This window comes from Verrucomicrobiia bacterium, from assembly GCA_035946615.1.
Classification (GTDB): domain Bacteria; phylum Verrucomicrobiota; class Verrucomicrobiia; order Limisphaerales; family UBA8199; genus DASYZB01.
This window is the reverse complement of record DASYZB010000030.1, coordinates 34847-61353: the sequence shown is the minus strand read 5'-3', so window position 1 is coordinate 61353 and position 26507 is coordinate 34847. Positions and strand designations below refer to the sequence as shown.

The window sequence follows — 26507 nt, the reverse complement described above, 5'->3', positions numbered from 1 at the left end:
GCCGTTTGAAAGAACGCGCAACAAATGGTTCCTGGGCTCGGGGCGCACACCTGTTGGTGAGCGCCTTCACGCTGGCCGAGGTTCTGGCGGCGCTGCTGTTCATGGCTATTGTGATACCCGTTGCGGTTGAGGGATTGCACATCGCCAGCCTGGCCGGGGCCGTGGCCGCGCGCAAAGGCCAGGCCGCCCGCATTGCTCTGCAAGTGCTCAACGATAATGTGGTCAATACCAATTGGACCCAAACCCTCCAAGGCACCACCACCGAAGACCAACGGCCTTTCCGTTGGACCCTGACGAGCGACCCCTGGATACAGGACCCCGGCCAGAGCGTCATTCGCCAGCTCTCCGTCGAGGTGATTTACAACGTCCGCGGCCATGATTATAGCGTGAAAATGAGCACACTGGTGGACAGTTCGCTAACCCTGGGTTTGCCGGCAACTTCAACGCATTAGAAACGCATGCGAGCCCACCTGGAGAACAACGCAGCGCAGGCAACCTCGCCGGCAGGTCGAGGCGGCGTCTCTCACGGATGCGGTGCGGCGTCTAACAATCACTCCGGGGTGGGAGACAGCGCATTTACGCTGGTCGAAGTGCTTCTGGCCCTGGCTATCTGCGCCATCATTCTGGTGGCCATCCAAGCCGTTTTTGCGACCGCTGTGCGCTTGCGCGAGCGGACTTCCAGTGCCGTGGCCGCCAGCCAACCTGCCGAGCGGACCTTCGAGATGATGCGCCGCGATTTGAAAGGGGCGGTCGGGCCCGGGGGCTTTTTAGCCGGGGATTTCAAATGCGGGGTGCAAACGGTGGGCGCAAACATGGGCATTACAGGCGCCGCTGCAGGTGGGTCGGGTCTCGATTTCTTTAGCGCAACGGGGCAGGTTGGCGATGACGCCCCGTGGGGGGATTTGCAGGAGGTTTTTTATGCGCTGAAGGCCTCGACCGATTCTGGCCAGCCCGGCATGGAGTTGGTGCGATACGTCAATCGCAACCTCCTGGCCACGACACTCGTCACGCCTGATCCACAAACTTTACTTAGCCATATCTCAACCATCGACTTCGATTGTTACGACGGCTTCCAGTGGCGCAACTACTGGGACACCAGTTCGGGCGATACTAATCTCCCGGTCGCTGTCCGGGTGCGCATCCAGTTGGCCCCACAGGAGGGCCAGGCAGTCGCCTCGATGCAACCGCTGGAAATGACCGTGCCGTTGATGACGGTCACGCGCACAAACTTTACGGCGATGCCATGAACATTCTTCGCCATGACCTGACCGCAGGGCTTTCCGAACGCAGTTCGGTGCTCATCATCGTGCTTTGGATAGCTTTTGGGCTGGTCAGCCTGGCCATTTACTTCGCCGATTCGATGACTTCCGAACTGCATGCGGCCGATAACCGGGTCTCGGCCCAAGTTGCCGATGAGGCCATCGACGGCGCCACCCGTTACGTCAATTACCTGCTCGAAACCCAGATTGTGAACGGGTCCAATGGTTGTTTCCCGACTTTGTTCGATTATCAGTGCCAGGCAGTGCCAGTTGGGGACGCGCACTTTTGGCTTATTGGACGGGATACCAACAACCCCGTGGGTCCCGGCACAATCTGCTTCGGGCTGGTGGATGAGGCCTCGAAACTCAATTTGAACCTGGCCCCGAGTAACGCGCTGATTTGGCTCCCCCGCATGACCATTGACATCACGCAGGCCATCCTGGATTGGCGGAGCACCAATGCCAATGGCCCCACGGTGCTTTACTACGCGATGCAGCAACCGCCTTATCAGTGCAAAAGCGAGCCCTTCGAAACCCTCGGCGAATTGCGCCTGGTGTATGGCGCGAATATGGACATCCTGGTCGGTGAGGATGTCAACCAAAATGGCATCCTTGACCCGAATGAAAACGACGAGAACCAGAACAACATGGTGGACCCGGGAATTTTCGAGTACCTCACTCTCTATACGCGCGAACCAAACACCAACAGCAACGGCTCGGCCAAGGTTGATATAAACCCGGTCAATGTCGCGGCGATTTCTTCGCTGTTGCAGACCAATTTAGGAGCGGCCCGCGCCGGCCAAATTCTGGCCCGCCTGGGGTTGGGAGGAGGAGCGGCTACGGGTCCGGGCACAAGAGGCCGCGGCGCCAGCAATGCGCCCGTTGCCATATCCAGGAGCTTTCCAAGCCCGCTGAGCTTTTTTGTGCAAAGCGGGATGACCAGCGTCGAGTTCGCCCAAATCTCAACTAACATTACTACCACCAGCGGCGCGTTCATCCAGGGGCGCGTCAACGTCAACTCGGCGCCCCTGCCGGTGCTGACTTGCCTGCTCAACGGGGACCAGGCCGCCGCGCAACAACTGATTACCTACCGCCAAACCAATCCCAACAACCTCGCTTCCATTGGCTGGGTGATGGATGCCTTGGGACAGAGTTATTCATCCGACCTCTCGATGCTCCAGACCAACGATTGTATTACGACTCAAACCTACCAATTCTGCGCCGATGTCGCCGCCTTGGGGCCGCATGGCCGGGGCTATCGCCGGGTGAGGTTCGTTTTCGATACCAGCACCGGCACGCCGCAGATCGTTTATCGACAGGACCTGACCCAGCTTGGCTGGGCGCTGGGCAAACCGGTGCGTGACAAATGGCTTTTCGCAAAGAGCACCCCATGAATGAATTGGTCAAATTGAATTTTGGCAGGCACAAACGGCTCACCTCGCTGTTGGGGCTGTCGCTGGATGGCAGCCGGCTCGATGGCCTGGTGCTGCGCCGCACCAACGGCGGCCTTACCCTCCAACAGACCTTCTCCGTCTCGCTCTCGCTGGACCCGCTCACGAATGCCCCGGAACTGGTCGGACGCGAAATTCGCAATCACCTCGACGCCGCCGGAGTTGGGGAACGCAACTGCGTGGTGGGCCTGCCGCTCAAATGGGCGCTGGTGACGCATATCGAAATCCCCGATTTGCCAGAGGCGGATGTTGCCAGTTTTCTGCAAATCGAAGCCGAACGCGGGTTTCCGTGCGATAGCGGGACTCTGAACATCGGCTCGTCGCGCTGCCAGGTCTCTCCGGGCAAGACCCAGGCCCTGCTGGCAGGCATTCCCAACAACCATCTGGCCATTCTTGAACAGGCGCTCCGCGCGGCCAAGCTCAAGCCGGTGAGTTTCTCGCTGGGTATTACCGCTCTGCAGCCGCCCGGAACCAGTGCGGGCCCCGGGGTGCTGGCGCTGGGAATCGGCGAGAGCCAGCTTGCGCTCCAAGTCATCGCGGGCGGGGGCGTGGCCTCCTTGCGCGCTCTGGAAGGAGCGCTGGAATTGGAAGGCAGCCGGCGCGTGTTGCACGCGGACCTCGTTGCACGGGAGGTGCGCATCACCCTCGGGCAGTTGGCGCCCGAACTTCGACAAGCCGTGCGCGCGATTCGCGTGTTCGGCCCTCGCGACCTGGCCCAGCAATTGACTGACGAATTGGATTTGCGGCTGGATTCTCTCGGGTTGAAGGCAGAGCCCGTAACCCGCTATAGCCCGGGGGAATTTGGCGTGGCGATGCCTGCCGATGCTCCCGTCAGTCAGGCATGCAGCCTCGCAGCCCAGAAACTTGCCGGCAAACCAGCCGTATTCGAGTTCTTACCGCCCCGCCTCACCCCCTGGCAACAGATGTCCTCCCGCTATGCTTCGGGACGGTTGCGGACTGTCCTGACCGCCACGGGGGCTGCTGCGGTGCTGGTGGGCGGCTTGTTTTTTTATCAGCAATGCCAGCTTTGGAGCGTGGAAGCGCAATGGGCCCGCATTGCTCCCACGGTTACCCAGCTCGAAATCATCAACAAACAAATCAACCAATACCGTCCCTGGGACGATGAGACGGTGCGCGGCCTGACTTTGCTGCGCTGCCTGACCCAGGCATTTCCTGAGGACGGCAGCGTCACAGCCAAAAGCGTTGAAATCCGTGATTTAAAAACCGTTACTTGCACTGGGACCGCCCGGAGCTACCCGGCTTTGCTCCAAACCATCCAACGGCTGCGCGCTGAACCTCAAATCCGCGACGCCAATCTCGGCCCGACTCGCGGCCAATCCCCCGCGCTCCAGTTCAGTTTCGTCTTTGCATGGAAAGGAGGAGTTGCCAGTGCAAATTAAAAACCGCCAGCAACTTCTCATCATTGTCGCGGTAGCCGCAGTGTCTCTGTTCGCCGCTGACAAACTATTATTGTCCCCGTTGACGAATTTGTGGTCCGCGCGGGCCGCCCGAATTGCCGTTTTACGCAATCAATTGACGCGCGGGAAAATGCTGGCCCAGCGCGAACGGGGCGTTCGTGAGCATTGGGACCAAATGCAGCGCCGTGCGTTGACCAACAACACCTCGGCGGCCGAACAGGCGGTCTTCCACGCGATCAACAACTGGGCGGACAACACCGGGGTCATCATTAATGCCATTACCCCGCAATGGAAAAGCGATTCCGATGATTACGCGACTTACGAGTGCCGCGTGGACGCCAGCGGGGACATCAACCGGCTCAGCCGCTTTCTTTACCAGGCCGAACGCGAGCCACTCGCCTTGAAGCTCGACTCGGTCGAAATCACCTCCCGCGACAAAGACGGCCAGCAACTTTCCCTTGGCCTGCAATTCAGCGGCCTGGTGCTCCATCCCGAACCAAAATGAAGCTAAGCAGTAAAAGATGTCACGGGAAACACTGGTTGCTCGCCGCCGGTCTGGCACTAGCCCTGGGCCGCTGCTCATCGCAGGCACAAGACACTAATGATTTGCCCCCAACCAACGAAGTCATCCAGGCGGAACAAATGCCGCCCGATCAACCCGCCCTCAAAGAAATGGAATCGGCTGCCGAGGTCTCCGAGAGCACTAATGGCCCCCCCGCCCCTACCCAAACCCTCACAGGTACGCCTGGGCCGGATGCCCACTCTCTTTGGCGGGAACGCCAGCAACAAAATCGCCGCCGCGCCTACAACTTGCCCCCCGCGGCTGAAGCTTCAGCCGCTACAAATAGCCCGTCCTCATTGGACTTCTCTGCCTTCCGGCTCATCACCGAGCGGAACATCTTTGACCCCAATCGCATGGCGCGCAGCGGCCCGCCGGTCCAGGCCAAAACCGTGGATGCCTTTAGCCTCGTCGGTACCATGAGCTATTCCAAAGGCGACTTTGCCTTCTTCGATGGCACGAGCGCAGATTATAAAAAGGTCTTGAAACCGTCCGAGACCATCGCCGGCTACACTGTTCTGGCCATTTTGCCTGATTCGGTCAAACTAACCCAGGACAACAAGCAGATAAATTTGCCGGTGGGCGCCCAGTTGCGCCGGCAGGACGATGGCACTTGGGTCGAGGTCGCCGGCGCAGAAACCTACGCCGCCGGCTCCAATAGTTCCTCCAGCAATTCGCAACCCAGCTCTGCCAGCAATGGAGGGGAAAGCGAGATACTCAAACGCCTGATGTTACGACGTGAAAAGGACTGATTTACCATGAAACCACTAATCCTCTTTGTACTCTCAACCGCCTTGGCCAGCTTGGCGACCGCGCAATCCAACACCCCTTCAACCAACCTGGCCGCGCCACCAGCCGGCCCCACAAACCAAGCCGCCACTGCTCAGCCGGACACCACAGCCACAGCCGCGCCGGCCACAGTCCCGGCATCAGAGGCCGCTACGAACGCCGCGGCGCCGCCCATCACCTCCGAAAACGGGACCAACGGTTTGCGCATCAACTTCCATGGCGCCCCGCTCAACTTGGTGCTGGATTACCTCAGCGATGCCGCCGGGTTTATCATCAACAAAACCGCCGATGTTCATGGTACCGTCGAGGTCTGGAGCAAGCAGCCAGTCACCAAAGACGAAGCCGTTGATTTGCTCAGCTCGGTGCTTTCCAAAAACGGTTACGCCATTGTCCGCAACGGGCGCATCCTGACGATCATGCCCATGGACACCGCAAAGACTTCTTCGCAACTTGAGGTGGTTAGCGGAAGCGACCCCAATAGCGTGCCCGATTCCGATGAGATGGAGACCCGGATAATTCCGGTGCATTACGCCAGCGCGACCCAACTGGTCCCGAATTTGGAGATTCTGTTGCCAACCAGCGCCACGCTGACCGCCAATGAGAGCGCCAACACGCTGTTGCTGGTGGCCACCAAGAGCGACATCAAGCGCATGCTCAAAATCGTCCAGGCCCTCGACACCTCGATTGCCACTGTCTCCACCATCAAAGTCAGGCAACTGCAATACGCCGACGCGAAAGATACCGCCACTTTGATTACCCAAATCTTCTCCCCGCAAAGCTCCAGCCAGACTGGCGGCCAGGGCAACCGCGGCGGCCCCAATTTCGGCGGCCCCGGCGGTGGCGGTCCAGGCGGCTTCTTCCGCGCCATGGCTCAGGCGGCCGCCAGTGCCAACACACGTGGCAACACCGCCGGCGCCCATGTCGTGGCCGTTGCCGATGATCGCTCCAATTCCGTCGTTATCAGCGCCCCGCCCGATATGATAACCACCATTGACGAAATGCTCGATCAAATTGACCGGCAAGTCTCCGATGAAACCGAGTTGCGCGTCTTTCGCCTTGCCAATGCGGACCCCTCCGAGATGGCCGACCAGCTTTCCCAGTTGTTCCCCGACGAGACCAGTTCCAACAACAATAATAATAACCAAAACGTGCCCTTCTTTTTCCGAGGCCGATTCGCCGGCGCCAATAACAATAACGCAGCCAACACCAGCGACCGCGCCCGAAAAATGGGCAAGGTGCTTGCGGTTCCGGACCCGCGCACCGCTTCCGTCATCGTCACCGCCTCCAAGACCCTCATGCCGCAGATAGCCGCCATGATTGCCGAATTGGACTCGAGCAAAGGCAAAAGAGAGGTGGTCAGCTATTTCGAGTTGCAGAACGCCGACCCGCAGGATGTTTATCGCAACCTGCAGGACCTCTTCAACCGCAGCACGGTCCACATGCAAAACAACAACAACAACAACTCACTGATGGGCCAAAATAACCCGCTGACCTTGCGTGAGACCACCGGCAACCAGCAATCCACCATCGGCACGAGCTTAATGCGCTCCGGCGTGGGCGCCGGCGGCGGCGCCGGTGTCGGCGGGTTGGGCCGGTAACGACTCTCTCACATAAACCTACCGAGGCATCTATGATTAAAAAACACCCATTGCGGCCGCAATACCTCAGCGCCATATTGAGTTTCACATTCGCATTCACCCCTTGCATCCACGCACAGCAGCGTGCCGGGGGTGGCGGAGCTGCCGGCGCCCGGCCCGCTGGCGCCGGCGCCACCAGCGGCGCCTCCACCGCCGGACGCCAATACCCCAATAACGGCACCATTGGCGACGCCTATTTTTCCATAGACCCGGAGACGCACCGAGTTGTGTACATCGCCGATGAGGACACCGCTCGCTACATCTCCCAAGTGCTGACCAATCTGGACCGACCCAAACCGCAAGTGCTCATCAAAGTCGTTTTTGTCGAAGTCACCTATAACAACGCCTCCGACATCGGCCTCGAGGGCGGATGGGGCAGGCAGAACATGAATGGCGCCATCAGCAGTGCCAGCGCGGTCAATGGCTTCGGCCTGTCCGGCCTCAGCTCGGTGGTCGGCACTAACATCAATCAGTTCGGCCAGCCACTCTCCAGTTTCTCCGCTGTATCTCCCATCACGCAGCCGGGCGCCGGGTTGTACCAGATTCTCGGTCAGGACTATCAGGTGACCTTGCGCGCAATCGCTCAAGCTGGCCGGGCCAAAATCCTCTCCCGTCCCTCGATTCTGGCTCGCAATAATCAGCCGGCCACCATCAACGTCGGGCAGTACGTCCCGCTAATCACCAGCGTTTCTTACAATCCACTCAATGGGACTCCCATAAACTCCATCACCTACACGACCATCGGCGTCACGCTCCAAGTCACGCCCTTCATTACGGCCGACGGCCTCATCCAAATGATGGTCTCACCCTCGATTTCTTCCCTCGATCCGACCATCACCGTCCCGATCGCCGCCGGAGTCAATGCCCCTGTCATCGATAATCGTTCCGCCGATACGGTCGTCGTCACCGCTGACGGCGAGACAGTCATCATCGGAGGCTTGATGGAAAGCGACAAGTCCTATACCGACACCAAAATCCCGCTCCTGGGGGATATTCCGATTTTAGGGAACCTTTTCAAACGGCAGCAGCGCAGCAACGCCCAAACCGAGTTGCTCATCTTCCTCACACCGCGCATCGTGCAGAATCCCACCGCATTGGCCGCCCTTTCTGCGAGCGAACGCGCCAAAGCCGATGCCCCGAAAGCCTTCCGTGAAGAGGAAATTAATAAATTCCTGGACGCTCTGCCCGCCAAACCGCCGTCCAACTCCAGCTTGCCCAGCACGCATAAATAAGAATAATCTAATCGTTTAACCGCTATTATTGTGGATTTGGCTCGGCGCAATTTGGTTCTCTACTCGTTGCTTGCCTCCGTTTGGGCGCTGGTGGTGGTGTGGCAGGCCGAGGAACATTATCGCGTCCGGGAGGCCGCCAAAACCAATCTAAGCAATCGTTCCAAAGATATAGCCAACACGGTCAGCGCTTGTCTGCGGGGAATGCGTTTTCGCAGCGGGGCGGTGCTCCAGGAGCGGATAGTGCCGGTGCTGGATGAACTAGTCAATGGACGCACCAATGAATTGGTCAAGTCCAGCGAACTGCTCGCCCTGGTGCTGCTCAATGCCAGCAATGAATCGGTTGCCGAGGCAGGCAGGCCAATTGACCTCAGCCAACAGGACATTGCCCAGCAAGGCGAGCGCTGGGGGCAGCGCACCGTGGTTTTTGTCCACCCGGTTGATCTAGGCACCATGAGCCCGGAAGGGGCCACTAATCCGACAGTCATTCTCCCTCCGATTCCCCGCGATTTCCATCCCGGCCCACCGCCCTCTTCGCACCCTGACCCAGCAGCCAAAACTCAAATCGAGACAAATATCGCCTCGGCTCATCCCCATCCCCCACCGTTTCGGCGTGGCGAGCCCCGCAGGCCACCGTGGCTGCGGAATCTCAGCGACGAGGAGTATCAGTCACTCATGGAAAAGCGCGCCTTGCACGGGTTGGCGATTGCGATGTCCACCGAATCGTTCGATGCAGCTTCCACACGTGACCTCTATCTGCGCAGCATCATCGTGCTGCTGGCCACCGTCTCGGCGCTGGGCACAGGGGTTGCCTGGCGCAGCCTCATGAAATCCTCCGATCTCCAAATCCGGCTGGTTCGCGCCAGCGAACTGAACACCCACCTCAAAGAGATGAATCTCGCCGCCGCCGGCCTGGCCCATGAAACGCGCAATCCATTGAACATCATCCGCGGCCTGGCTCAGATGATCTCCAAACAGCCTGAGACTTCGCCAGAGATAGCCAAAAAGTCCCACGAAATTGTGGATGAGGCCGACAAAGTGGCCGCGCAACTCAATGAGTTTATCAATTATTCCAGGCCGCGTGAAGTACGCCGCGCGTCCCTGGTCCTCAACTCCGTAGTCAACGAGGTGGTCCGCACGTTGAGTTATGACCTGGAAGAGAAAAAAATTACGTTGCAGGTCCAGGGCGATTCGCTGCAGATTGAAGCGGACGAACAACTCCTGCGCCAGGCCCTGTTCAACCTGCTGCTCAATGCCGTGCAGGCTGTCAACGGCGCGGGCAACATCCAAATCGTTGCTTCCCGCAAGAGCGCCGCCGAAGCCGCCTTGGAGGTGCGTGACAACGGACCCGGGGTGCCCCCGGAGCGCCGTGCCGAAATCTTCAAGCCTTACTTCACTACGCAGAAGACCGGAACAGGTTTGGGCCTGGCTGTCGTACAACAGATTGTCCTTGCCCATGGCTGGGAAATCGAGTGCCTGCCCAACCAACCTCAAGGGGCTATCTTCCGCATCACTCATCTCAAGATCGCCCAGGGATAGGGCGATTCCAATATCCCCAGGCATCGACCTTTGTAAACTCTGCGCCATGCAGCTAACTAACTGCCGAACCCGAGAACCATTTCAGTCGGCACCGAATGAGTAAGTTTGCCGACCCGTACTTGGTCGCTTCCAAAGGCATGAAAGACGCGCACTTTGCGCGAGCGATTTAAAGGGTGTTTGTCGAGGCTTCGCAACGTAAACATGGCGGGCGCATCGTACCTCACCCCGCCCCAACTCAACGCATGAAACGCAACGAACGTTGGTGATTGCACCAAGAACCCGTATGGCGGGAGGACCACGACGCCGCTCTTCTGGGGATATTCGAACGCATTAGTGCTCATATTGACCACTACCTCGACCGCAGTGGCGCCCTGCCCAAACACGGTTCTCTGCACCTTCCGATCGGGTGTGAGAAACTCATGCTGGGACATTTGGCTCCGGGCGGTCAATTCGTTGAGAGGAGATAGGATTTCGCAGGTGTTTTTAACGAAGCGGTCCAGGGGGTGGAGTCCGGATGCCCAGCCGTTTTCGGCCCGCGTGAACACCGCCGGGTCAGGCGCGCCTGAAGAAGGGGTGGGAGCTTCCCGGCCAGACCCCCGCAGCCAATATAAATGGGGTGGGACTGAGTGATAATTGAGCGGGCGCCCGATGCTGATATGGCGCAGAACATATTCCGCAGCCCGGTTCGGGTCGTAGCCATATTTGCCGTAGATCGCGATGCAATCCCGATAAACCAAATCGAACAAAGGCACAACAGAGGCCCCCAGCTTCGCCTGCAAATTCGCGTCATGGTAAGGATGGCCGCTGACGCCGGTCAGCCCCTCGAAAAAGTCGCTGTGCGGAATGGCCCACTCGCGCCCATCCTCGCTGCCAAAAACCCCAAAAACCTGCCGCGCATAATCGGAGAGGGCCTGTTTCCATTTCATATCATCCCCGCGGGTGAGGGCATGGGCCGGGTCATAGCATTCCTGCAGACCAGCGGCATAGGTTGTGTCGATGAAATAGGAATTGGCATCCGAAAGCTGCTTCACACCGGGCAAATTCTGAGGACGTTGCGCAAGGCCAACGGCCATTCTGGAACAGATTAAATAGGCCATTCCGCCGGCCCAGTGGCCGCCGTGGGCAAGCTGGTGGTCCTCGGTTTTCATGATAAGCCCTTCATTCCAGGAAGGTGAGTCGCGGTAGATGTCCTGGTAATTATCGTGCAGACAAAACAGGTAGCCAAGCTTCAGGACGCGCCGGGCGCAGTCGGCAAACGCGGCGTCGCCGCCGCACTCCGGGGCGGCGGGCAGGATGTCCGGGTGCTGGTTGTCGTAGCCGCGATGAATCCACCCGCCCAGCGTGAAGAGCACCTTGTCGAGCTTGAGATCGTTTTTGAGGTGCTCGGCCACTTGCGCCGCTTCGGCAAAAGTCCAATTGGTGCGAACAGATTCTTGCTGGGTGCTTTGCTCGTTCATGCGGCGGTCCAGCGCGCTCCACAACTTGAAATTCGCAGCCCCGAAAAGCTTCGCCCGCTCGGGGTGACCCTTGAGTTTTTGCTCCCAAGTGGTCAGCAAGCCCTTCTCTCGCGCGACCTGCCGATAGGCCTTGGCAATCGTCACGTAATCGCCTTTGCCAAGGAACTGAACACGGAAGCTGCGCGCCGAGCCGGTCAGCACCAGAGCGGGTGAAAGGCGCTGGCCTGGCATGTCTGGATTGCTCCTATCAACCACGCTGCGCAATTCCGCCGCGACATAGGGATCACTCCACGTCAAGAGCGTTGCCGCGCCATTTTGCACCGCGCCCAGCATGGCCATGTGGCAGCCTTCGTAAGCGTAGGTATCGAACCGGTTTGTAAAACTGACACCGCTGTCGGCGGGGACCAGCAACCCTTCGCGCACCGGCACCACGACGTAACCGTTTTGCGAGTTGGCCACGCTGAACACGGTGTCGAGCAGCGAAACGCTCTCAACCTGCAGTTCGTCGTCTTCCTGGTAACTGATTTCAAGCGTTCTCTGGTCCGGCAACGCGCGCACGCTCACATTAAACTTCGACCATGGCCTGGAATCGAACGGCTGGAACGAGGCAATCAGCTCGGTCCCCAGCGAATGCAAGTCGCACCGCTTGAGTTGAGCGCGATAGGGTTCCTCATGAAAGCTCAGCCGCACCCAGCCGAAGTGGGGGTGCTTGGCATCCGAGCGCCAGGTGACGTGCGCTTTCTTATCGACAATTTCACACGTGCCATCGACATGCGAGACAGTGAAACGAACGAAGGGTGTTTCAAGAGATGCCGTTTGCGGCGAACTTCCTGCTTCGCAGGTCGTCAAGGCCGCAAACACGCACTCGGCGAGCCCAAGCGTTTGGGCCAGGCGTTGGATTGTATTCATCCTGGTGTCCCAAGGTCACTCTGCGGTCGGCTGCAGTTTGGCGCGTTTGCTCTCTTCAATCACCCGCTGCTCGGCCTCTCGGGGCATCTCTTCGTAGTGATTGAAGCTTTCCGAGTGCACCCCGCGCCCGCCGGTCAGGGAGCGCAATGTGCTCGAGTAGCGGTAGAGTTCTTTGGCCGGCACATGAGCTTTGATTAACTGAAATCCCCCCTCCATATCCATGCCCTGGATTTTCCCGCGACGGCTCGACAGGTCGCCCATCACCTTGCCCATGCAATCTTCCGGGATGCGGATTTCGACCAGGTGAATGGGTTCGAGCAGGCAGGGGCGGGCCATGGTGAAGGCCTCTTTGAACCCAAAATAGCCCGCGATCTGGAAAGCGATGTCCTTGGAATCGACCGGGTGCATCTTGCCATCGTAGAAATCGATCTTCACATCGACCACGCGGTAACCGGCCAGGATGCCTTCCTCGCAGGCCTTCATTACCCCTTTTTCAACTGAGGGCACAAAGACCCGATCCACGTTCTGCCCGGAAAGGCTTTGAGTGAACTCGACTCCGGTATCGCGCGGTTTAGGTTCGATCTTCATCCAAACTTCGGCGAACTGGCCGGCGCCCCCGGTCTGTTTTTTGTGCCGGTACTTCGAGTCGCCGCGGCCCTTGATGGTTTCGCGGTAGCGCACGCGCGGTTCGATGAGTTCGACATGGACGTTATAGCGTTTGCGTAATTTATCCGCGATCACTTCCAGGTGCAGCTCGCCTTGAGCCGAAAGGATCGTCTGGCGCAATTCCGAATCGACCATGTACAGAAAGGTTGGGTCTTCGTGATGCAGCGCCGCCAGGCCGGAGGCGATTTTGTCCTCTTCACCCTTGCCGCTGCTCTTGAGGGCGGCATGGATGTTGGGTTTGGGGTAATCGACTTTGGCAAGGGAGACCGGCTTTTTTGTCGCGCATAAAGTGTTGACTGTCTGGGTGTCCTTGAGCTTGACGACCGCGCCGATGTCTCCTGCTTTGAGTGTGGGCACGCTGGTCCGGGTTTTGCCGTTCAGGAGATAAATTTGGCCGATCTTCTCCGTGGTGCGGCGGTCGGTGTTGTACAGTTCGCTGCCAAATTTTACCGAGCCCGAGTACACCCGGAAAAAAGAGAGTTCGCCGAATTGCGCCTCGCTCATCGTTTTAAATATGTAGAGGACGGGGTCAGGGTCATTGAGGCCGAGTTCGATTTCGTTGCCGTCGGCGTCTTCGGCGGGGGCTTTGGGCCGGTCCACAGGTGAAGAGCCGTATTTGGCGATGAGGTCCATCAGGCGCGCCACGCCGATATTATTTTCCGCCGAGGTGACGAAGAGCGGAGTGAACACCTGCTTCTGAATGGCCGCGTGCAGCCCGGCCCGCATTTCCTCTTCCGAAAGCCCCCCTTGATCGAAGAATTTCTCCATTAACGCATCATCCGATTCGGCAATGAGCTCGATGAGTTGCCCGTGCAGTTCCTTAACGCGGTCAGCCCAAGCCCCGGTGGCGGTGGCTTCGGTGAACTTGCCGCTCTTATCGCCGGCGTAAGAGATGATTTCGCTGCGCGGCACATCCAGCACCTGGTTGAAACCAGGCCCTGGATTGACCGGAAGCATCAGGGGGAAAATGCGGCTGCCAAAATGCTCGCGGATTTGGGCCAGGGCCTTTTCGAAATCAACCTCTTCCTTATCGAATGCGTTGATGACGATCATCTTGGGGATGCCAAGCTGGGTTGCATATTTCCACACCGCATCAGTGCCAACGCCCACTCCGTGATTGGCGTGCACCACAATCAACGCAAAATCGCTTACCCGCAGCGCCCCAAGGCCCTCACTGATGAAGTCGGCGTAGCCGGGCGAATCCAGGAGGTTGAACTTCTTCCCGAGCCATTCCAGGTGCATGAGCGTGGTGGAAACGGAGATTTGCCGATGCTGCTCGCTGTCATGATAATCCGAGACGGTCGATCCCCCCGCAATGGTCCCCATGCGGTTGATGACGCCGGCCGTGGCCAGCATGGCTTCACTGAGCATGGTTTTTCCCGCAGAGGCATGGCCGACGATGGCGAAGTTGCGAATATCAGCAGCATGGTATTCTTTCATAATTAAGACTGTCCGATAAAAAACAGTTCTTTAGAAAGCACGAAGAAAGAAGCGCACGCAATGAAAAACAGCGTAATCCCGCCGTAACGCGGCGGGCGTCTCGCGTGTCATGAATAGAAACGACTTGGATTTGGACGTTGCAGAGTGCCTGGCGCGAGTGCGCAAGCAAGACCAGGATGCCGCCCGCTCGCTGGTGGAATACCTGTATCCAACGGTGATCCGAATCGTGCGCGGTAATCTGCCGCGGCGAGCGGCTGAAGAAGATTTGGCGCAGGAAATTTTTGTGAAAATGTTTGCGAAACTGGATCAGTTTGAAGGCAAAGTGCCTGTGGAGCACTGGGTCTCTCGCATTGCCGTTAATCATTGTCTGAATGCCATCCGTGCTCAAATGGCCCGCCCGGAATGGCGGATGGCGGACTTATCTGAAGAGCAAGCAGCGGCTCTTGAGACAGTGATAAGCCCGGACGCGGAGGATGCAGACCCTGCCCATTTGCTCGGTGTCCGCGAACTGGTCAACAAGCTGCTTGAGGCTTTGGGGCCCGAGGATCGCCTCCTAATGCGCATGCTGGAAATGGAGGACCGCTCGGTGGACGAGATTCAGCAGGTGACCGGTTGGTCCTCCGTGGCTATCCGGGTGCGAGCTTTCAGGGCACGACGCCGGTTGAACAAGGCCTTTAGAAGCCTGAAAGGAGAAGCGCATTTATGAATCGGATGGACCCTGAACTGAAACGGTTGCTCAAATGGGCGCGGCGAGCGTCACCCGTCCTGCCAGAGCAGGCGCCGTTTGGTTTTTCCGGGCGTGTTTTGGCTTCCCGAAAACCACCCCAAGCCCCCACGGTTTTTGAAGAACTGCAAAGCAGTGCGTGGGGGTTAAGCTGTGCGGCCCTCGTGTTGATTCTTTGCGGCACACTTGTGTTCGTGAGCCAGCGCTCTGCTCCTTCCCCAGCCGAGCCGTTTTCTTCGGCCTTGAGCTTCCTTGTCAGCAATCTTTCCCAATGAGAATTCTGAAGCACTGGAAGGTCATTCTCGCAATTGTGCTCGTGTTTGCCGCCGGTTTGGTAACGGGGGCGGTGACGAGCTTCTTCCATTTCAAGCGCGCTTTCGAGCGAGGGTTTACGGTCGAGAATTACGACTCAATGACGATGCAGTTCCTCCAAAAGGAACTCAAGCTGACTCCAGAGCAGGAACCAAGGGTGCGGGCGATTGTGGAGGAGAGCGGAAAGCAATTTGGCCAGACTTTCGGCCAGGCAGTTCGTGTTTCAGGAACGAATCTGGTCGAGTCCTGGCGGCGCATCGACCAGGTGTTAACGCCGGAGCAGCGCGTCATTTATCGGCAAAAGTGCGATGAGTTCCGTGAAAAGCTTAACAAAGGGCTCAAGATCGAGTTGCCGCCCGATCCGTGGCCCAGACAACAACGATGAGCCTTCGCTTTGGCGTGGAACGGAAGCCGTGCGCACGTGCTTGCCGAGGCCGCGGGCGGTGTCGGCTGCCTTCGGGCGCGCTCCTACGGCGGCGCCAGCTTCATCAGCGGACGAGGTGTGTCTTGAAATCCAGGCATCCCGGGGCCCGGCACCCTTCCAGCCTGGCCGCCTATCCAGCCGCTGAGGCGCACCCGAGCGATGCGAAGCTTCGACCAAAAGTCCGGCGCAGCCTGGCGCCAGGCGTCAAAACCCCAGGTCCAGAGCGTCCCGTCCGCTGTTAGCCCCAAGGCCGTCCCGCCCCCACCCCAAACCGAAGTCCAATCCGACCGCTCCCCCACTCGACGCCACTGGCCCTTGGGCGGGCTTGTCGTTTCATACGAGTAATCCCGTTCCCAGAGCGTGCCATCGGCGTGAATGTGGTACAGCTTCGGCATGCCCGGAAAGGCTACCGCGGCTTTGCCGGGGCGGCTGTTTGTGAGCACCAGGCGGCAACTCGCCGAGGCATGGCCTTCCGGCTCGGGTGGCCCGTAGGAAAGGTCCCATAATTCGCCAGAACGCGTCCAGGCCTGCAGCAGCAATCCGCCGTTGAACGCTGTCCAATCCATTTCGCGGCATACGCGGGTCGGTTTGGCATAGGTGTTCACTGCCATCGTGCCGGTTCCGAAAAAGAAAGGACGCCCCCATACCCATAGCGAGCCGTCCTTGCGCAATCCAAACATGCAGCTCCAATGCGCGCCGATGGCCTTCCAGTCGTCGTTGGTTCCCACCTGCACCAGGTTTGTCCCGGTCAGTTGGGCTCCCTCGAATGGGGCGCCCCCCCTGGCCCATAACGTCCCATTGCTGCGCACGGCCACTGTGTAATCGTGTAGCGCTCCAACACTCATCCAGTCGTTGCCCGAGCCAGCCTGAGCCGGCCCCTCTCCCCATGTATAAGCGCTCGAATGCCACTGCCAAATTGTGCCGTTATCCTGCAGCCCCAGGTAGCGCCCTCCGGCTGCCGAAACCTGCATCCAATTGCGATTGGTCCCGACCTGCTCTGGAAAGGGAGCCGGCGTGGGCCAAGCTGTGCCCGGGATGCCCCAACGCCAGAGCGAGCCGTCGGGCAGAATGAACATCACGCCTTGCGTCATTGCCAGGACCCGCATCGGTCCTTTATGCGGTCCCAAAGTCACGCTCAAAGGCCGTGGAACGTTGCTGCGCGAGCTAAGCACCAGCACCGCAACGCATCCAGTTGCCAAACAGATCGCCATCCATGCCCACCGCTTCCCGGGCCGCACACAAGCCGTTCCTGAACCTTCCAGACGCCCTAGCTGAAGGCCGTCCGGCTGGGGCTGTGCAACCGGATGCGCAATTTCTGGCCGCGCTTCCGCCGCAACCGGTGCTGCTGCCGGGCTAAACCGCTGTAGCGCCAACTCACGGAAATGGTGGTGCAACTGCCACCAAGCCCTTAAGCCGAACAGGAGATCCGCTCCCAGCCCCAGGGCGAACCAAAGGGCCAGGTCGAATTTCCAGCCGGGCGCCCAGTACCTATATTGGGTGAGGGTGTACCAGGCATTGCCGAGTCCCAACACCAAGCCAAACAGCACCCAGGGCAGGGCCAGCACCCGCAGCAGTGCGCTAATCGTTGCGTGATTATGATTCTTTGCCGTCAGGGCGCGCGCCATTGCTACCCAAGCCAGAGTGACCACATCCATCACCAGCATCACCGGGGCTGCCAGCCACATCGCCAGGATGCGCGCCTCGTGCGACCGCCGATACAGCGCCGCCATGAAAATCAATTCCACCCCAATGACCACCAGCAGCGGGCTTAAAAATTGACGCCGCAACGCCAGCAGTTGCCCCCGGAGAATGTCCTCGACGCTCAGCGGCACCGATAAGAGCAACTCGACTGCGCCGCTGCGCTGGTCATCGGCGATTTCCTGCCCCGCCTCGGTGGTTATCCATACCTTGAGGCCAAAACTGAGCAGTGCTGCAGAAAGAATGTACTCGGCTTCATCGAACCAAAAATGACCCGAAGCGGCCCAGCCCACCAGCCACCACACGGCCATGCAGGCCAGAAAGACCCAAACATGTGCCGGCTTGAGACGCGCCCGCGCCGCCAGCCAGTAAAACGCATTCCTATCGAGCAATCGTCGGCGGTACTGAGGCCGCTGGGCTTCTTTGCCGTAACTCCAGGCCTGCCACAACTCGCGCCAGCGTTTCTGGCCGGACTGCGCGGGCCTATCCTGCCATGACCGGGGCACAATCGAGCTGGCCAGCACTATCAGCAGCCAGGCCATAGCTTGGATGAGCGCCACCGAGCACCAATAATTTGCCCGATCAAACTTGTAGGGCGCGTCGAATGAGAGGTAAAAGCCGTAGGCCGGGCAGCACCAGAGCAGTTGCGGCAGCAGCCCTATAGCCGGCAGCGAGTAGGCTATGGCCAATGCGCACGCCGGCAGCGCCCCGGTGATGAGCAGCAGCAGCAGGAAATTCGCCGCCATCGCCCACCGGAATTGCCGGGTCAAGGCCGAACCCAGCATCCCGATCGACAGCGACAGCAGAAACGTATCCACCAGCACCAGGACCATCCGCCAGAACTCCCCGCTCGTGATGCCCCCTAGCAGCAGGCACACCGCCAACACCGGCAGCGCGGCCAGCAATCCGTAAAAGTCATTCAAGGACGTTGCGGTCAGTTTCCCCAGCACCACGTCGTGTCCCTTCAGGTCCGTCAGGAACAACAACCCGAGTGTCCCCTCCCGCTTTTCGGAACTGAGACAATCCGCTGTCGCCCGCCGCCCATACGCCAGCCCATAGAGCAACAGCAGACCGGAAAGGCCTCTGAAAATGAATTGCCCGGTCTGCTGCAATGTGACCGACCCGAGCGTGACGATGAAGGTGCCGGCGCCCACGCAAGTGGCCAATAGCGCGATAGCCAGCCGCATCCAATAAGTGGCGCGCCGGCGAGCGGTGGCCCGCAATTCGCGCCGCACAATGGGCAGGAACGTCATCTCTTCTATGTTCGATCTTCGAGAGTCGCGCCCCCAATGTCAACCGCTAGCCTCATCCTGGTCCGTAGCAGCCGCCGCCAGGAGGCTCTGTTCTCAGCCCTCAGTTTCACCGGGCCAAGCCAGCGGCACACCAACAGAAGAAGGATCAGTTCAGGCGGTGGCCTCGATTCCACGCATCGGGCGAGTCTTCGGCGGGGGAAGGACCAGACCCGCAGCCTCCGCAGTCTTGACGGTATCTTGCAGGTCGGAAACCAATTGGCGTATCTTGCGCGGCGCCTCAGGAATCTGGCGGATAAGAGATTCTCTTTCCAGTTTCTTTAGGCAACAAAATCCGAGGCCGGGCGCCGAGAACCCTTCAAGGCGCCCAAGCCTCGGCCCCGCGCCTCGGAGGAGGGGCGCGGGGAAAGAGCAGGGCCGCGTATTTAAGCAGCGCCCCCGGCCAGCGTCTCAAGCGGTTGAGGCGCGCCGCGCGCATTCGACCCGCCGGTTGCCAGGCTGGCCTGGGCGCGCAGGAATATGTCACGGCGGAAAATGTTCTTCAGGACAGGAGTCCGTCCGAGGCTCCTGGCGATGAAGCCGCGTTGACAAAGCAATTCGTATAGATTGTTCATTATCCACGAGGCCTTCTCATCGCTGGGTTCATTGGCTTTGGCGCCATGAAAGATGCTCAAGCCGCTCGTGGACTGAGCGCCCTCGAAGGCCTTCCCGAACCCGCTCTGGACCCATTCTGCGGGGGCATTCACGTATTGCGGGTCCGACAACAGGTCACCCAGAAACTCTCGGTTCTGTGGCAACTCGCAAAAGGCGCAAGCCTCCAGCAGGGCTGCCAGCAACCGTTCATGCTCTTCAGCGCGTCCAGCGGCGAAGCTCTGGCGGAGCATCAGGACTTTTTCGGGGTGCATGGGCGCCAGTTGAGCGCTCGTGGTCACGCAAACGCCGGCGCCGGCCTGCGCGGCCAGTGACAGCCACGGTTCCGATGCGCAGAACCCGTCGATGTATCCCAGTTTCAATGTCGGAAACATCTGCGCTGGCGGGATGGCTACCACGCGGACCTCGACATCCGGGACAATGCCCGCAGAGTGCAACCATTGGCGCAGGAGGATTTCCTGGGTAGAAAACGGGAACACCACGCCGAAGGTATAAGTGCGTTTGCGCCATAGTTTATAGATTTGTTCGCGCAAACCGGGTGCGTCATGCACACCTTCTTCCCAAAGACATCGAGACAGGGCGATGCCGTTGCCTTGCAGGCTGAGCACCAGCGCGCTGACGCAGGCGCACGGGTCGGAATCCAGGCCGAGGTTGGCCAGGAACGGCAGGGTGGCAGGGGCATGGGCGGCATCCAGCTCGCCGTAAATCACTTTGTCACGCACCTGCGCCCAACTGCTCTCGCGCTGGAGCTGTACCTCCAAATCGAATTTCTCGAATAGGCCGGATGTGCTGGCATAGACCAAGGGGGCGCAATCGCTCACCGGCAGAAACCCAATCCGCAACGGCTCCCTCCTCTTCAGTATCTCTACTCTGGCACGACTCATGACAACACCCAAAGCAGAGGGCAGGCCAAGAGCTGTAACTGGCAAAACTCGCGGCAATATTCACCACGGTACCTGGCAACAAATTGGAAAAGAGCCGGAAAATCAATGCAATCCAAGGAACGCTAGGCGTTTCATTTGAATCGCTTCGTGCTTCAAATTCGAGAAAGGGCAGTCACGAAGGCAAAACATCCTCTCCACGCTGAATAACTTTGGCCATAATGGATAATTTGGCTCTGACAAGTCGCGCCAGACCTGCTAGAACCCCTGCATGAATATTGGAAAACGGCTCTCTCTCAACTTGCTTGCCGCATTTGCGCTTATCCTGGCTTTCGCGCCGCTCTCGTTCACCGCGGCAGCGGAACCCACCTCGCCGCGCGAGCGGCTTCTGATGGATTTCGGATGGAGGTTCCACCTCGGTGATGACTGGGGCACGGGCGAAGATTTGGCCAAGGCAGGGTCGAGCGGCGGGCCGGCGCGCCCCGGTTTTTCGGACATGGGCTGGCGCTCAACCAATCTTCCCCACGACTGGGCCATCGAGCTGCCTTTTGACGAGCAGGCTGATGGTTCGCATGGCTTCAAACCTGTCGGGCCAGGTTTCCCCCAAAACAGCGTCGGTTGGTATCGCCGGGTCTTCACATTGCCCAAGGAGGACGCCGGAAAACGGCTCTGGCTGGAATTTGACGGGGCCTACCGCGACTGCCGGGTTTTTCTGAACGGCTATTTTGTCGGCCACCACGAGAGCGGCTACAGCAGTTTTCGCTACGACATCACCGATGTGGCAAACTGCGGTGGCAAAAATACCCTTGCCGTGCGCGTGGACGCGTCGGAGTTCGAGGGCTGGTTTTATGAAGGGGCGGGCATTTACCGCCATGTCTGGCTGGTCAAGACCAGCCCGCTCGCCATTGCGCCGGATGGTGTCTTTGTCTATTCGCAATTCAAGAATAACGTGCCGGAGGGGCCCGTCACGCTTTACATGAACGTCGAATTGAACGATTCACAGGGCGCGCAGGGGGATGCGGCTGTCAATTGCCAGGTGCTGGACCCCGACGGCAAAGAAGTGGCCCAAATAAAAGAATCATTTATGGTCCAGCCTTGGTCCAACCAGCAGGTCCTGCCACGTATCACTTTCAATTCCCCCATTCTTTGGTCGCCCGAATCTCCGAAGCTCTACCGTTTAGTCACCACCGTCCTGAGCGGGGGGGAGGTGGTGGACCGCAAAGACACGGAGTTTGGAATACGGACCGTGGCATTCGATCCCAATCAAGGCTTCCTGCTCAACGGCAAACATTATGAGATAAAAGGCACCTGCAACCACCAGGACCATGCAGGGGTGGGCGCCGCGCTGCCGGACAGAGTCCAATATTTTCGTATCGCGCGCCTGAAAGAGATGGGCGACAACGCTTACCGCACCTCGCATAATCCTCCAACACCGGAACTGCTCGAGGCCTGCGACCGCTTGGGCATGGTGGTCATGGATGAGAACCGCTTGCTCGGCAGCGACGCGGCCAACCTCGATCGGCTCGCAGGGCTGGTGCGCCGCGACCGCAACCATCCCAGTGTCGTGGTCTGGTCCATCGCCAATGAAGAGGGAGTGCAGACCACCCCGACCGGGGGGCGGGTGGCTGAAACGATGCAGGACCTGATTCACCGCATGGACCCAACCCGCTCGGTCACGATGGCGGCGAACGTCGGCAACACCTTCGCCGGCCTGAATCGCATCATCGACGTGCGGGGCTGGAATTACCACATCGGCAAGCAAATGGACAATTACCATGCCGCCCACCCGGCCCAACCCAATCTGGGGACAGAGCAGGCCAGCACCGTGTGCACCCGCGGCATTTATGCCAATGATAAGGTGCGCGGCTATGTCAGCGCTTATGACGATAATGCTCCCCCCTGGGCGCATACGGCTGAAACCTGGTGGACCTTCTTTGCCCCCCGCCCGTGGCTTTCCGGCGGATTCGCCTGGACTGGATTTGATTACCGGGGCGAGCCAACGCCTTACGGGTGGCCCTGCATCAATTCCCATTTCGGCATTGTAGATACCTGCGGGTTTCCAAAGGATAACTTCTATTATTACCAGGCCTGGTGGAGCGACAAAACGGTATTGCACCTCCTGCCCCATTGGAACTGGCCGGGAAAGGAGGGCCAAGACATCGACGTGCGCTGCTTCAGCAATTGCCAAGAAGTGGAGTTGTTCCTCAATGGCCAAAGCCTGGGCAAAAAGTCCATGCCCAGGAATTCTCACTTGCAATGGCAGGTCAAATACGCCCCAGGCACGCTCTCCGCGCGAGCTTTTAATGGCGGTGTGGCTGTAGCCGAGACAAAGATTGAAACGACGGGAGCCCCGGCGAAAGTGGAGCTTGCTCCCGACCGAGGTCAAATCGACGCCGATGGACAGGACGTCAGCCTGGTTACTGTGTCGGTGGTGGATGCCCAAGGCCGTGTGGTGCCTGTGGCGGGCGACCTCGTGAATTTCGAACTGAGCGGTCCCGGCAAAATCCTGGGCGTAGGCAACGGCGACCCCAGTTGCCACGAGCCCGATGTGTATCTGGACCAGATGCCGGTTCGGGCCATCGCCCTGGAGGATTGGCGGATGAAAATCGTGCCGGAGGCCAAGGAAGGGCCCGAAACAGCCGAGGATGCTCCAGAGGCCGGTTTTCGTAGAGTCAATGTGCGCCGCAGCGCCGGCCCCTTGCAACCTGAGCAAGCGGCTGTGTTCCGCGCCCACTTCTCGGCCACCGCCGAGGATTTAGCCGCCACGAACATCCTGCTCCGCTTCGGGATGATTGATGATGAGGGCTGGGTTTATATCAATGGCCGTTTCGCAGGCGAAGCGCATGACTGGTCGGTGCCCCACAGCTTCGAGATTCACAAGCTCCTTCATGCCGGCGAGAACACCGTGGCCGTGGCCGTCAAGAACCACGAAAATTCGGGAGGATTAAACAAGGGCGTGGCTGTCGAGATCGAACAGAAGCCGGTCCCAACGGATTGGAAACGCAGCGTCTTTAACGGCTTGGCGCAAGTGCTGGTGCAATCAAGCAAAGAGGCCGGGACCCTCACCCTCACTGCCCGGGCGCAGGGCCTGGCACCGGCCACGACAACAATTCAGGCGAGGTCATGCACCCCTCGCCCGGCTCTCGAGTAACGGACTTTACCGTTATGGGGTTTTAATGATAAGCCGCTTCCCGCCAAGCGACGCAGACCCCTTTTGGATGCTGCGGCGCAGGGCGCGACCATCCAAAGTGGCGTCATTATGTGGACTCGCGCGAGTTGGCCTCTCCGAGCACAGATTTAGCCCTGTGGCGCCGAGCTTTCGCACGGTTGCCGCAATCCCGCATATCGCACCAGCGGCGGCTATGATTTTTGCTCGAATCCACAAACAGCCAGCCACAGGTATCCCCCTGGCAAAGGCGCACTTGGCCCAGCGAGTGCCCATTCGTTAACAGCTCCGCTGCGGCCCGAGCGATTGGCCCCAGAATGATGCGATGGTAACCATCAAAACATGATTTTGATGGCTATACGATTTGCATGCTGCTTGCGTTTGTGTAATCCCTGTGGTGTGACGGAGAAAGATACCATCTATGCGTGCGAATGGAGCACCTGAAAAAGAGCGGTGCCAAACAGAACCTGGGACGGACAAGCTAAAAGCGGAGGCCGTCCGCACGCGTGCCGACGCCTAGGGCGGCGTCGGCTGCGCCCCGCGCGGGCGCGCTCCCCATTTTGGGCACCTCGTTGGCTCAGTAATTTGCGTTGCTCCGTTTCCAGAAAACGGCGGGGTTGCCGAGCTGAAGCTGATCGTTTACCCGCTGAACGCCGGGCAGGCTGGCGACCATTTGGGTCACCTCGCGCCGCTGGGTGTCATTAGGCACTTCGCCCCGGAGCGTGACTTGGCCGTTATTAACGACTGCGGTGACCGGCGAGGCCTTCCATGCGTGATCGGTCGTGAGCCTGTCGCGAATTTCCTCCGCCAGGTTCCAGTCGGCCGGCGAAGCTCCCGGGGGCGCCGAGTAATCCTCCGCGAACCCGGTCCCACCCGCATAAATTCGCGGTTCAGCGCGGTTCGAGGTAGGCGCCAAGGCCGCTGCAGGCAAGGGCGCGAATTGGGCCGTGGCATAATTCTGTGTATGTGCGCATCCGACGGTCAAGCCAAGCGGTAGCGCGAGCCAAAGTAGTCTGCTAATCCTTCTCATATTTTCTTTCTTTTTTGCGTTTGGGTTTGTGGTGGCACCGGTCGGTTCTATCGAAGACAGTCACCCCTTATTCATCCCCGGCCAATAGGGTTTAACCCGTCCGTTCTGAACAGGGCCTACTGCCTGAAAAAACCAGCGATGTGTCATTTTTTGGCACGGAAAAGGCTCTTTCTGTACAAGAAGCCCTTGGCGCCTGATGCACTAAGACAGCGGAAGAGAAAGAATGAGCGGTATATATGGTGATGCCCATAAACCTGTTTGACCTCCTGATGGCAGCCTTATTGGCCTGGGGTGTCGTCCGTGGTCGCCGGCAGGGGTTTTCACGGGAGTTCCTGAACCTGCTGAAATGGCTGGTGCTGTTGTTTGGTTGCGCGGCCATTTACGAACCGGTTGGGGAAATGATCGCCCAATACGGCGCGTTTGACCTCCTCTCGGCGTATCTTTTGACCTATCTCGGGGCGGCGCTGGTCATTTTTCTCTTCTTTTCACTGGTCCAGCGGCGGTTGGAGCCCAAGCTGGCCGGGAGCGACATTTTTGGACGGAGTGAATATTATTTGGGCATGGGCTCTGGACTGGTCCGTTTTTGCTGCATGCTGCTAATGGGCCTGGCGCTGCTCAACGCCCGCGCGTTCTCACCGGTAGAGCTAAAGTCGATGGAAAAGTTTCAGGAAGACGCCTATGGGAGTAACCTGTTTCCCAACCTCCATAGCCTGCAGGTGGCCATTTTTGAGGATTCCTTTGCCGGGGCCTTTGTGCGCAATGAATTGGGCTTTCTATTAATTCATCCAACCTCGGTTAATTCTTCCCCCGACCAGGTCCAAAAGGCAGCCAGAAAATAGGGAGCGAGTCACGAGCGCGAGCCGCTGCCCAGGGCCAAGGACAAGATCAGTTCCACACCTTTGTAGCAGACGACGTAAGGGGTCTCCGAGCAAGATTGCCAACTGGCGGCCTTTTGGTTTACCCGGAAGTTGCTGATCAGAGACTCCTTACGTCGTCTCCTACACTCAGGAATGATTACAATTGGACCTGAACGCAGGCTGGGCCATAATGAGCCTATGCCAATTCAACCTGGACCTTTAAACCAGCAGGAACACAAGGCAATCCTTTGCGTTTGCATACTGTCGGCCTTCGCCGATGGCGAACAGGATGAAACCGAACGCGCCCAGATCGAGCGCATCGTGCAAGGTTTCTCGGAGGACCACCTGGACCTGGCTTCGGCCTACCAGGATATGCTCGGTGGGAAGTTGTCGCTGTCGCAAGTCGCCGGCCAACTGCAGGCGCCTGCTGCCAAGGCGCTGGCGTATGAAATGGCCGTCTGCGTCTGTCATGCGGATGGCGTCCTGAAAGAATCCGAACAGATATTTCTGACCGACTTGCGCCAGGCGTTGCAGCTCACAAACCCAGCGGCGGCGGACGTTCACCAACAGGCGGCTCAAGCGATGGCCGCGCAGCCATTGGCCGCGCCCCCCATAATGGACATTGGGAAAGAGGCGGAACTCGACCATTTAATTCTGAACGCAGCCATTCTCAATGGCGCCTTGGAAATCATGCCGCACACATTGGCGACCATGGCCATCGTGCCGCTGCAGATGCGGATGGTTTATCAAATCGGCAAGCGCTGTGGTTATGAACTGGATGCCGGCCATATCAAGGACTTCCTGGCAACGGTGGGCGTTGGATTGACCTCGCAGGTTTTCGAAGGATTCACCCGGCGGCTCGTAGGCCGCTTGGCGGGTGGCCTGGCCGGAGGCCTTTTGGGCGGCCTGGCGGGAGAGGTGACAGGCTCGGCCTTCGCTTTCGCAACGACCTATGCCCTCGGACAAGTCGCCCGGCGTTATTACACCAGTGGACGCACCCTCAGCACCAGGCAATTGAAGGATGCATTCTCGTCCCTGCTCGAGGAAGCGCGCTCCATGCAAAGCCGCTACTCAGGTGACATTGCCCAAAAGGCGCGCCAGGTGAACATCTCCGAGCTGCTGCCCTTGGTCCGGCATCCGTGATATGGAACCTCAGTTTTA

21 protein-coding genes are annotated in these 26507 nt (G+C 59.1%); 15 read left to right on the top strand and 6 right to left on the bottom strand.

Translation table 11 applies throughout. From position 1 onward, the window contains the following. Positions 1 to 5 precede the first annotated feature (5 nt). From VG146_04885 to VG146_04845, 9 genes are read left to right on the top strand one after another with little or no spacing between them, the layout of a single operon-like run. Positions 6 to 452, top strand: coding sequence for a hypothetical protein (locus VG146_04885; GenBank protein ID HEV2391684.1), 447 nt, complete (start codon positions 6 to 8; stop codon positions 450 to 452). 6 nt (positions 453 to 458) lie between these two features. After that, on the top strand, positions 459 to 1247 hold the full coding sequence (locus VG146_04880; protein ID HEV2391683.1) for a type II secretion system protein GspJ: 789 nt from the start codon (positions 459 to 461) through the stop codon (positions 1245 to 1247). Beyond that, on the top strand, positions 1244 to 2653 hold the full coding sequence (locus VG146_04875) for a hypothetical protein (protein HEV2391682.1): 1410 nt from the start codon (positions 1244 to 1246) through the stop codon (positions 2651 to 2653). Before VG146_04880 ends, VG146_04875 begins: the two co-directional genes overlap by 4 nt. After that, on the top strand, positions 2650 to 4110 hold the full coding sequence (locus VG146_04870) for a hypothetical protein (protein HEV2391681.1): 1461 nt from the start codon (positions 2650 to 2652) through the stop codon (positions 4108 to 4110). Before VG146_04875 ends, VG146_04870 begins: the two co-directional genes overlap by 4 nt. Further along, a complete protein-coding gene (locus tag VG146_04865) occupies positions 4100 to 4633 on the top strand; it encodes a hypothetical protein (GenBank protein ID HEV2391680.1) in 534 nt (177 codons plus the stop codon). The genes VG146_04870 and VG146_04865 overlap by 11 nt, the downstream gene beginning before the upstream one ends. Beyond that, complete coding sequence (locus VG146_04860) at positions 4630 to 5439, top strand: hypothetical protein (protein HEV2391679.1); 810 nt, start codon at positions 4630 to 4632, stop codon at positions 5437 to 5439. The genes VG146_04865 and VG146_04860 overlap by 4 nt, the downstream gene beginning before the upstream one ends. A 6-nt stretch (positions 5440 to 5445) precedes the next feature. Beyond that, positions 5446 to 7074 (top strand): secretin N-terminal domain-containing protein, encoded by a 1629-nt coding sequence (locus VG146_04855; GenBank protein ID HEV2391678.1) that lies wholly within the window; start codon positions 5446 to 5448, stop codon positions 7072 to 7074. Between the two features lie 32 nt (positions 7075 to 7106). Further along, positions 7107 to 8345, top strand: coding sequence for a hypothetical protein (locus VG146_04850; GenBank protein HEV2391677.1), 1239 nt, complete (start codon positions 7107 to 7109; stop codon positions 8343 to 8345). 36 nt (positions 8346 to 8381) lie between these two features. Beyond that, the gene (locus VG146_04845; protein HEV2391676.1) at positions 8382 to 9881 is read left to right on the top strand and encodes an ATP-binding protein; all 1500 of its coding nucleotides are present in this window, start codon (positions 8382 to 8384) and stop codon (positions 9879 to 9881) included. A gap of 56 nt (positions 9882 to 9937) precedes the next feature. Here the strand turns inward: VG146_04845 and VG146_04840 are convergent, their stop codons facing one another. Further along, positions 9938 to 12247, bottom strand: a complete 2310-nt coding sequence (locus tag VG146_04840) for a DUF5696 domain-containing protein (protein ID HEV2391675.1) — start codon at positions 12245 to 12247, stop codon at positions 9938 to 9940. A gap of 15 nt (positions 12248 to 12262) precedes the next feature. Further along, complete coding sequence (locus tag VG146_04835) at positions 12263 to 14353, bottom strand: elongation factor G (protein HEV2391674.1); 2091 nt, start codon at positions 14351 to 14353, stop codon at positions 12263 to 12265. Positions 14354 to 14462: 109 nt separating this feature from the next. Between VG146_04835 and VG146_04830 the strand changes: the two genes are divergently transcribed. Genes VG146_04830 through VG146_04820 form a run of 3 tightly spaced genes read left to right on the top strand, consistent with a single transcriptional unit; the run spans position 14463 to position 15774 of the window. Next, on the top strand, positions 14463 to 15059 hold the full coding sequence (locus VG146_04830) for an RNA polymerase sigma factor (GenBank protein HEV2391673.1): 597 nt from the start codon (positions 14463 to 14465) through the stop codon (positions 15057 to 15059). Then, the gene (locus VG146_04825; protein ID HEV2391672.1) at positions 15056 to 15352 is read left to right on the top strand and encodes a hypothetical protein; all 297 of its coding nucleotides are present in this window, start codon (positions 15056 to 15058) and stop codon (positions 15350 to 15352) included. Before VG146_04830 ends, VG146_04825 begins: the two co-directional genes overlap by 4 nt. After that, the gene (locus VG146_04820; protein HEV2391671.1) at positions 15349 to 15774 is read left to right on the top strand and encodes a hypothetical protein; all 426 of its coding nucleotides are present in this window, start codon (positions 15349 to 15351) and stop codon (positions 15772 to 15774) included. Before VG146_04825 ends, VG146_04820 begins: the two co-directional genes overlap by 4 nt. 83 nt (positions 15775 to 15857) lie before the next feature. Here the strand turns inward: VG146_04820 and VG146_04815 are convergent, their stop codons facing one another. Both VG146_04815 and VG146_04810 read right to left on the bottom strand, forming a co-directional pair. Beyond that, positions 15858 to 18764, bottom strand: a complete 2907-nt coding sequence (locus VG146_04815; protein ID HEV2391670.1) for a hypothetical protein — start codon at positions 18762 to 18764, stop codon at positions 15858 to 15860. Between the two features lie 422 nt (positions 18765 to 19186). Then, positions 19187 to 20296 (bottom strand): CmpA/NrtA family ABC transporter substrate-binding protein, encoded by a 1110-nt coding sequence (locus VG146_04810; GenBank protein ID HEV2391669.1) that lies wholly within the window; start codon positions 20294 to 20296, stop codon positions 19187 to 19189. 268 nt (positions 20297 to 20564) lie between these two features. Between VG146_04810 and galA the strand changes: the two genes are divergently transcribed. After that, a complete protein-coding gene (gene galA, locus VG146_04805; protein HEV2391668.1) occupies positions 20565 to 23444 on the top strand; it encodes a beta-galactosidase GalA in 2880 nt (959 codons plus the stop codon). A 106-nt stretch (positions 23445 to 23550) separates the two neighbouring features. On the opposite strand, the gene VG146_04800 is transcribed toward galA, so the two are convergent. Continuing rightward, on the bottom strand, positions 23551 to 23715 hold the full coding sequence (locus VG146_04800) for a CGNR zinc finger domain-containing protein (protein HEV2391667.1): 165 nt from the start codon (positions 23713 to 23715) through the stop codon (positions 23551 to 23553). Between the two features lie 321 nt (positions 23716 to 24036). Continuing rightward, complete coding sequence (locus VG146_04795; protein ID HEV2391666.1) at positions 24037 to 24489, bottom strand: BON domain-containing protein; 453 nt, start codon at positions 24487 to 24489, stop codon at positions 24037 to 24039. Between the two features lie 236 nt (positions 24490 to 24725). Between VG146_04795 and VG146_04790 the strand changes: the two genes are divergently transcribed. Together VG146_04790 and VG146_04785 are read left to right on the top strand one after the other, a co-directional pair. Next, a complete protein-coding gene (locus tag VG146_04790) occupies positions 24726 to 25328 on the top strand; it encodes a CvpA family protein (protein ID HEV2391665.1) in 603 nt (200 codons plus the stop codon). Between the two features lie 216 nt (positions 25329 to 25544). Next, entirely contained in the window at positions 25545 to 26489 is a 945-nt protein-coding gene (locus VG146_04785; protein ID HEV2391664.1) for a DUF533 domain-containing protein, read from the top strand. Positions 26490 to 26507: the final 18 nt, after the last annotated feature.

Coding starts and splice junctions, on each gene's coding strand:
- VG146_04850 (HEV2391677.1), top strand. CDS start 7,107: ATGATTAAAAAACACCCATTGCGGCCGCAATACCTCAGCGCCATATTG.
- VG146_04820 (HEV2391671.1), top strand. CDS start 15,349: ATGAGAATTCTGAAGCACTGGAAGGTCATTCTCGCAATTGTGCTCGTG.
- VG146_04810 (HEV2391669.1), bottom strand. CDS start 20,296: ATGAGTCGTGCCAGAGTAGAGATACTGAAGAGGAGGGAGCCGTTGCGG.
- VG146_04835 (HEV2391674.1), bottom strand. CDS start 14,353: ATGAAAGAATACCATGCTGCTGATATTCGCAACTTCGCCATCGTCGGC.
- VG146_04860 (HEV2391679.1), top strand. CDS start 4,630: ATGAAGCTAAGCAGTAAAAGATGTCACGGGAAACACTGGTTGCTCGCC.
- VG146_04795 (HEV2391666.1), bottom strand. CDS start 24,489: ATGAGAAGGATTAGCAGACTACTTTGGCTCGCGCTACCGCTTGGCTTG.
- VG146_04870 (HEV2391681.1), top strand. CDS start 2,650: ATGAATGAATTGGTCAAATTGAATTTTGGCAGGCACAAACGGCTCACC.
- VG146_04875 (HEV2391682.1), top strand. CDS start 1,244: ATGAACATTCTTCGCCATGACCTGACCGCAGGGCTTTCCGAACGCAGT.
- VG146_04825 (HEV2391672.1), top strand. CDS start 15,056: ATGAATCGGATGGACCCTGAACTGAAACGGTTGCTCAAATGGGCGCGG.
- VG146_04830 (HEV2391673.1), top strand. CDS start 14,463: ATGAATAGAAACGACTTGGATTTGGACGTTGCAGAGTGCCTGGCGCGA.
- galA (HEV2391668.1), top strand. CDS start 20,565: ATGAATATTGGAAAACGGCTCTCTCTCAACTTGCTTGCCGCATTTGCG.
- VG146_04815 (HEV2391670.1), bottom strand. CDS start 18,764: ATGACGTTCCTGCCCATTGTGCGGCGCGAATTGCGGGCCACCGCTCGC.
- VG146_04855 (HEV2391678.1), top strand. CDS start 5,446: ATGAAACCACTAATCCTCTTTGTACTCTCAACCGCCTTGGCCAGCTTG.
- VG146_04840 (HEV2391675.1), bottom strand. CDS start 12,247: ATGAATACAATCCAACGCCTGGCCCAAACGCTTGGGCTCGCCGAGTGC.
- VG146_04790 (HEV2391665.1), top strand. CDS start 24,726: ATGGTGATGCCCATAAACCTGTTTGACCTCCTGATGGCAGCCTTATTG.
- VG146_04785 (HEV2391664.1), top strand. CDS start 25,545: ATGCCAATTCAACCTGGACCTTTAAACCAGCAGGAACACAAGGCAATC.
- VG146_04880 (HEV2391683.1), top strand. CDS start 459: ATGCGAGCCCACCTGGAGAACAACGCAGCGCAGGCAACCTCGCCGGCA.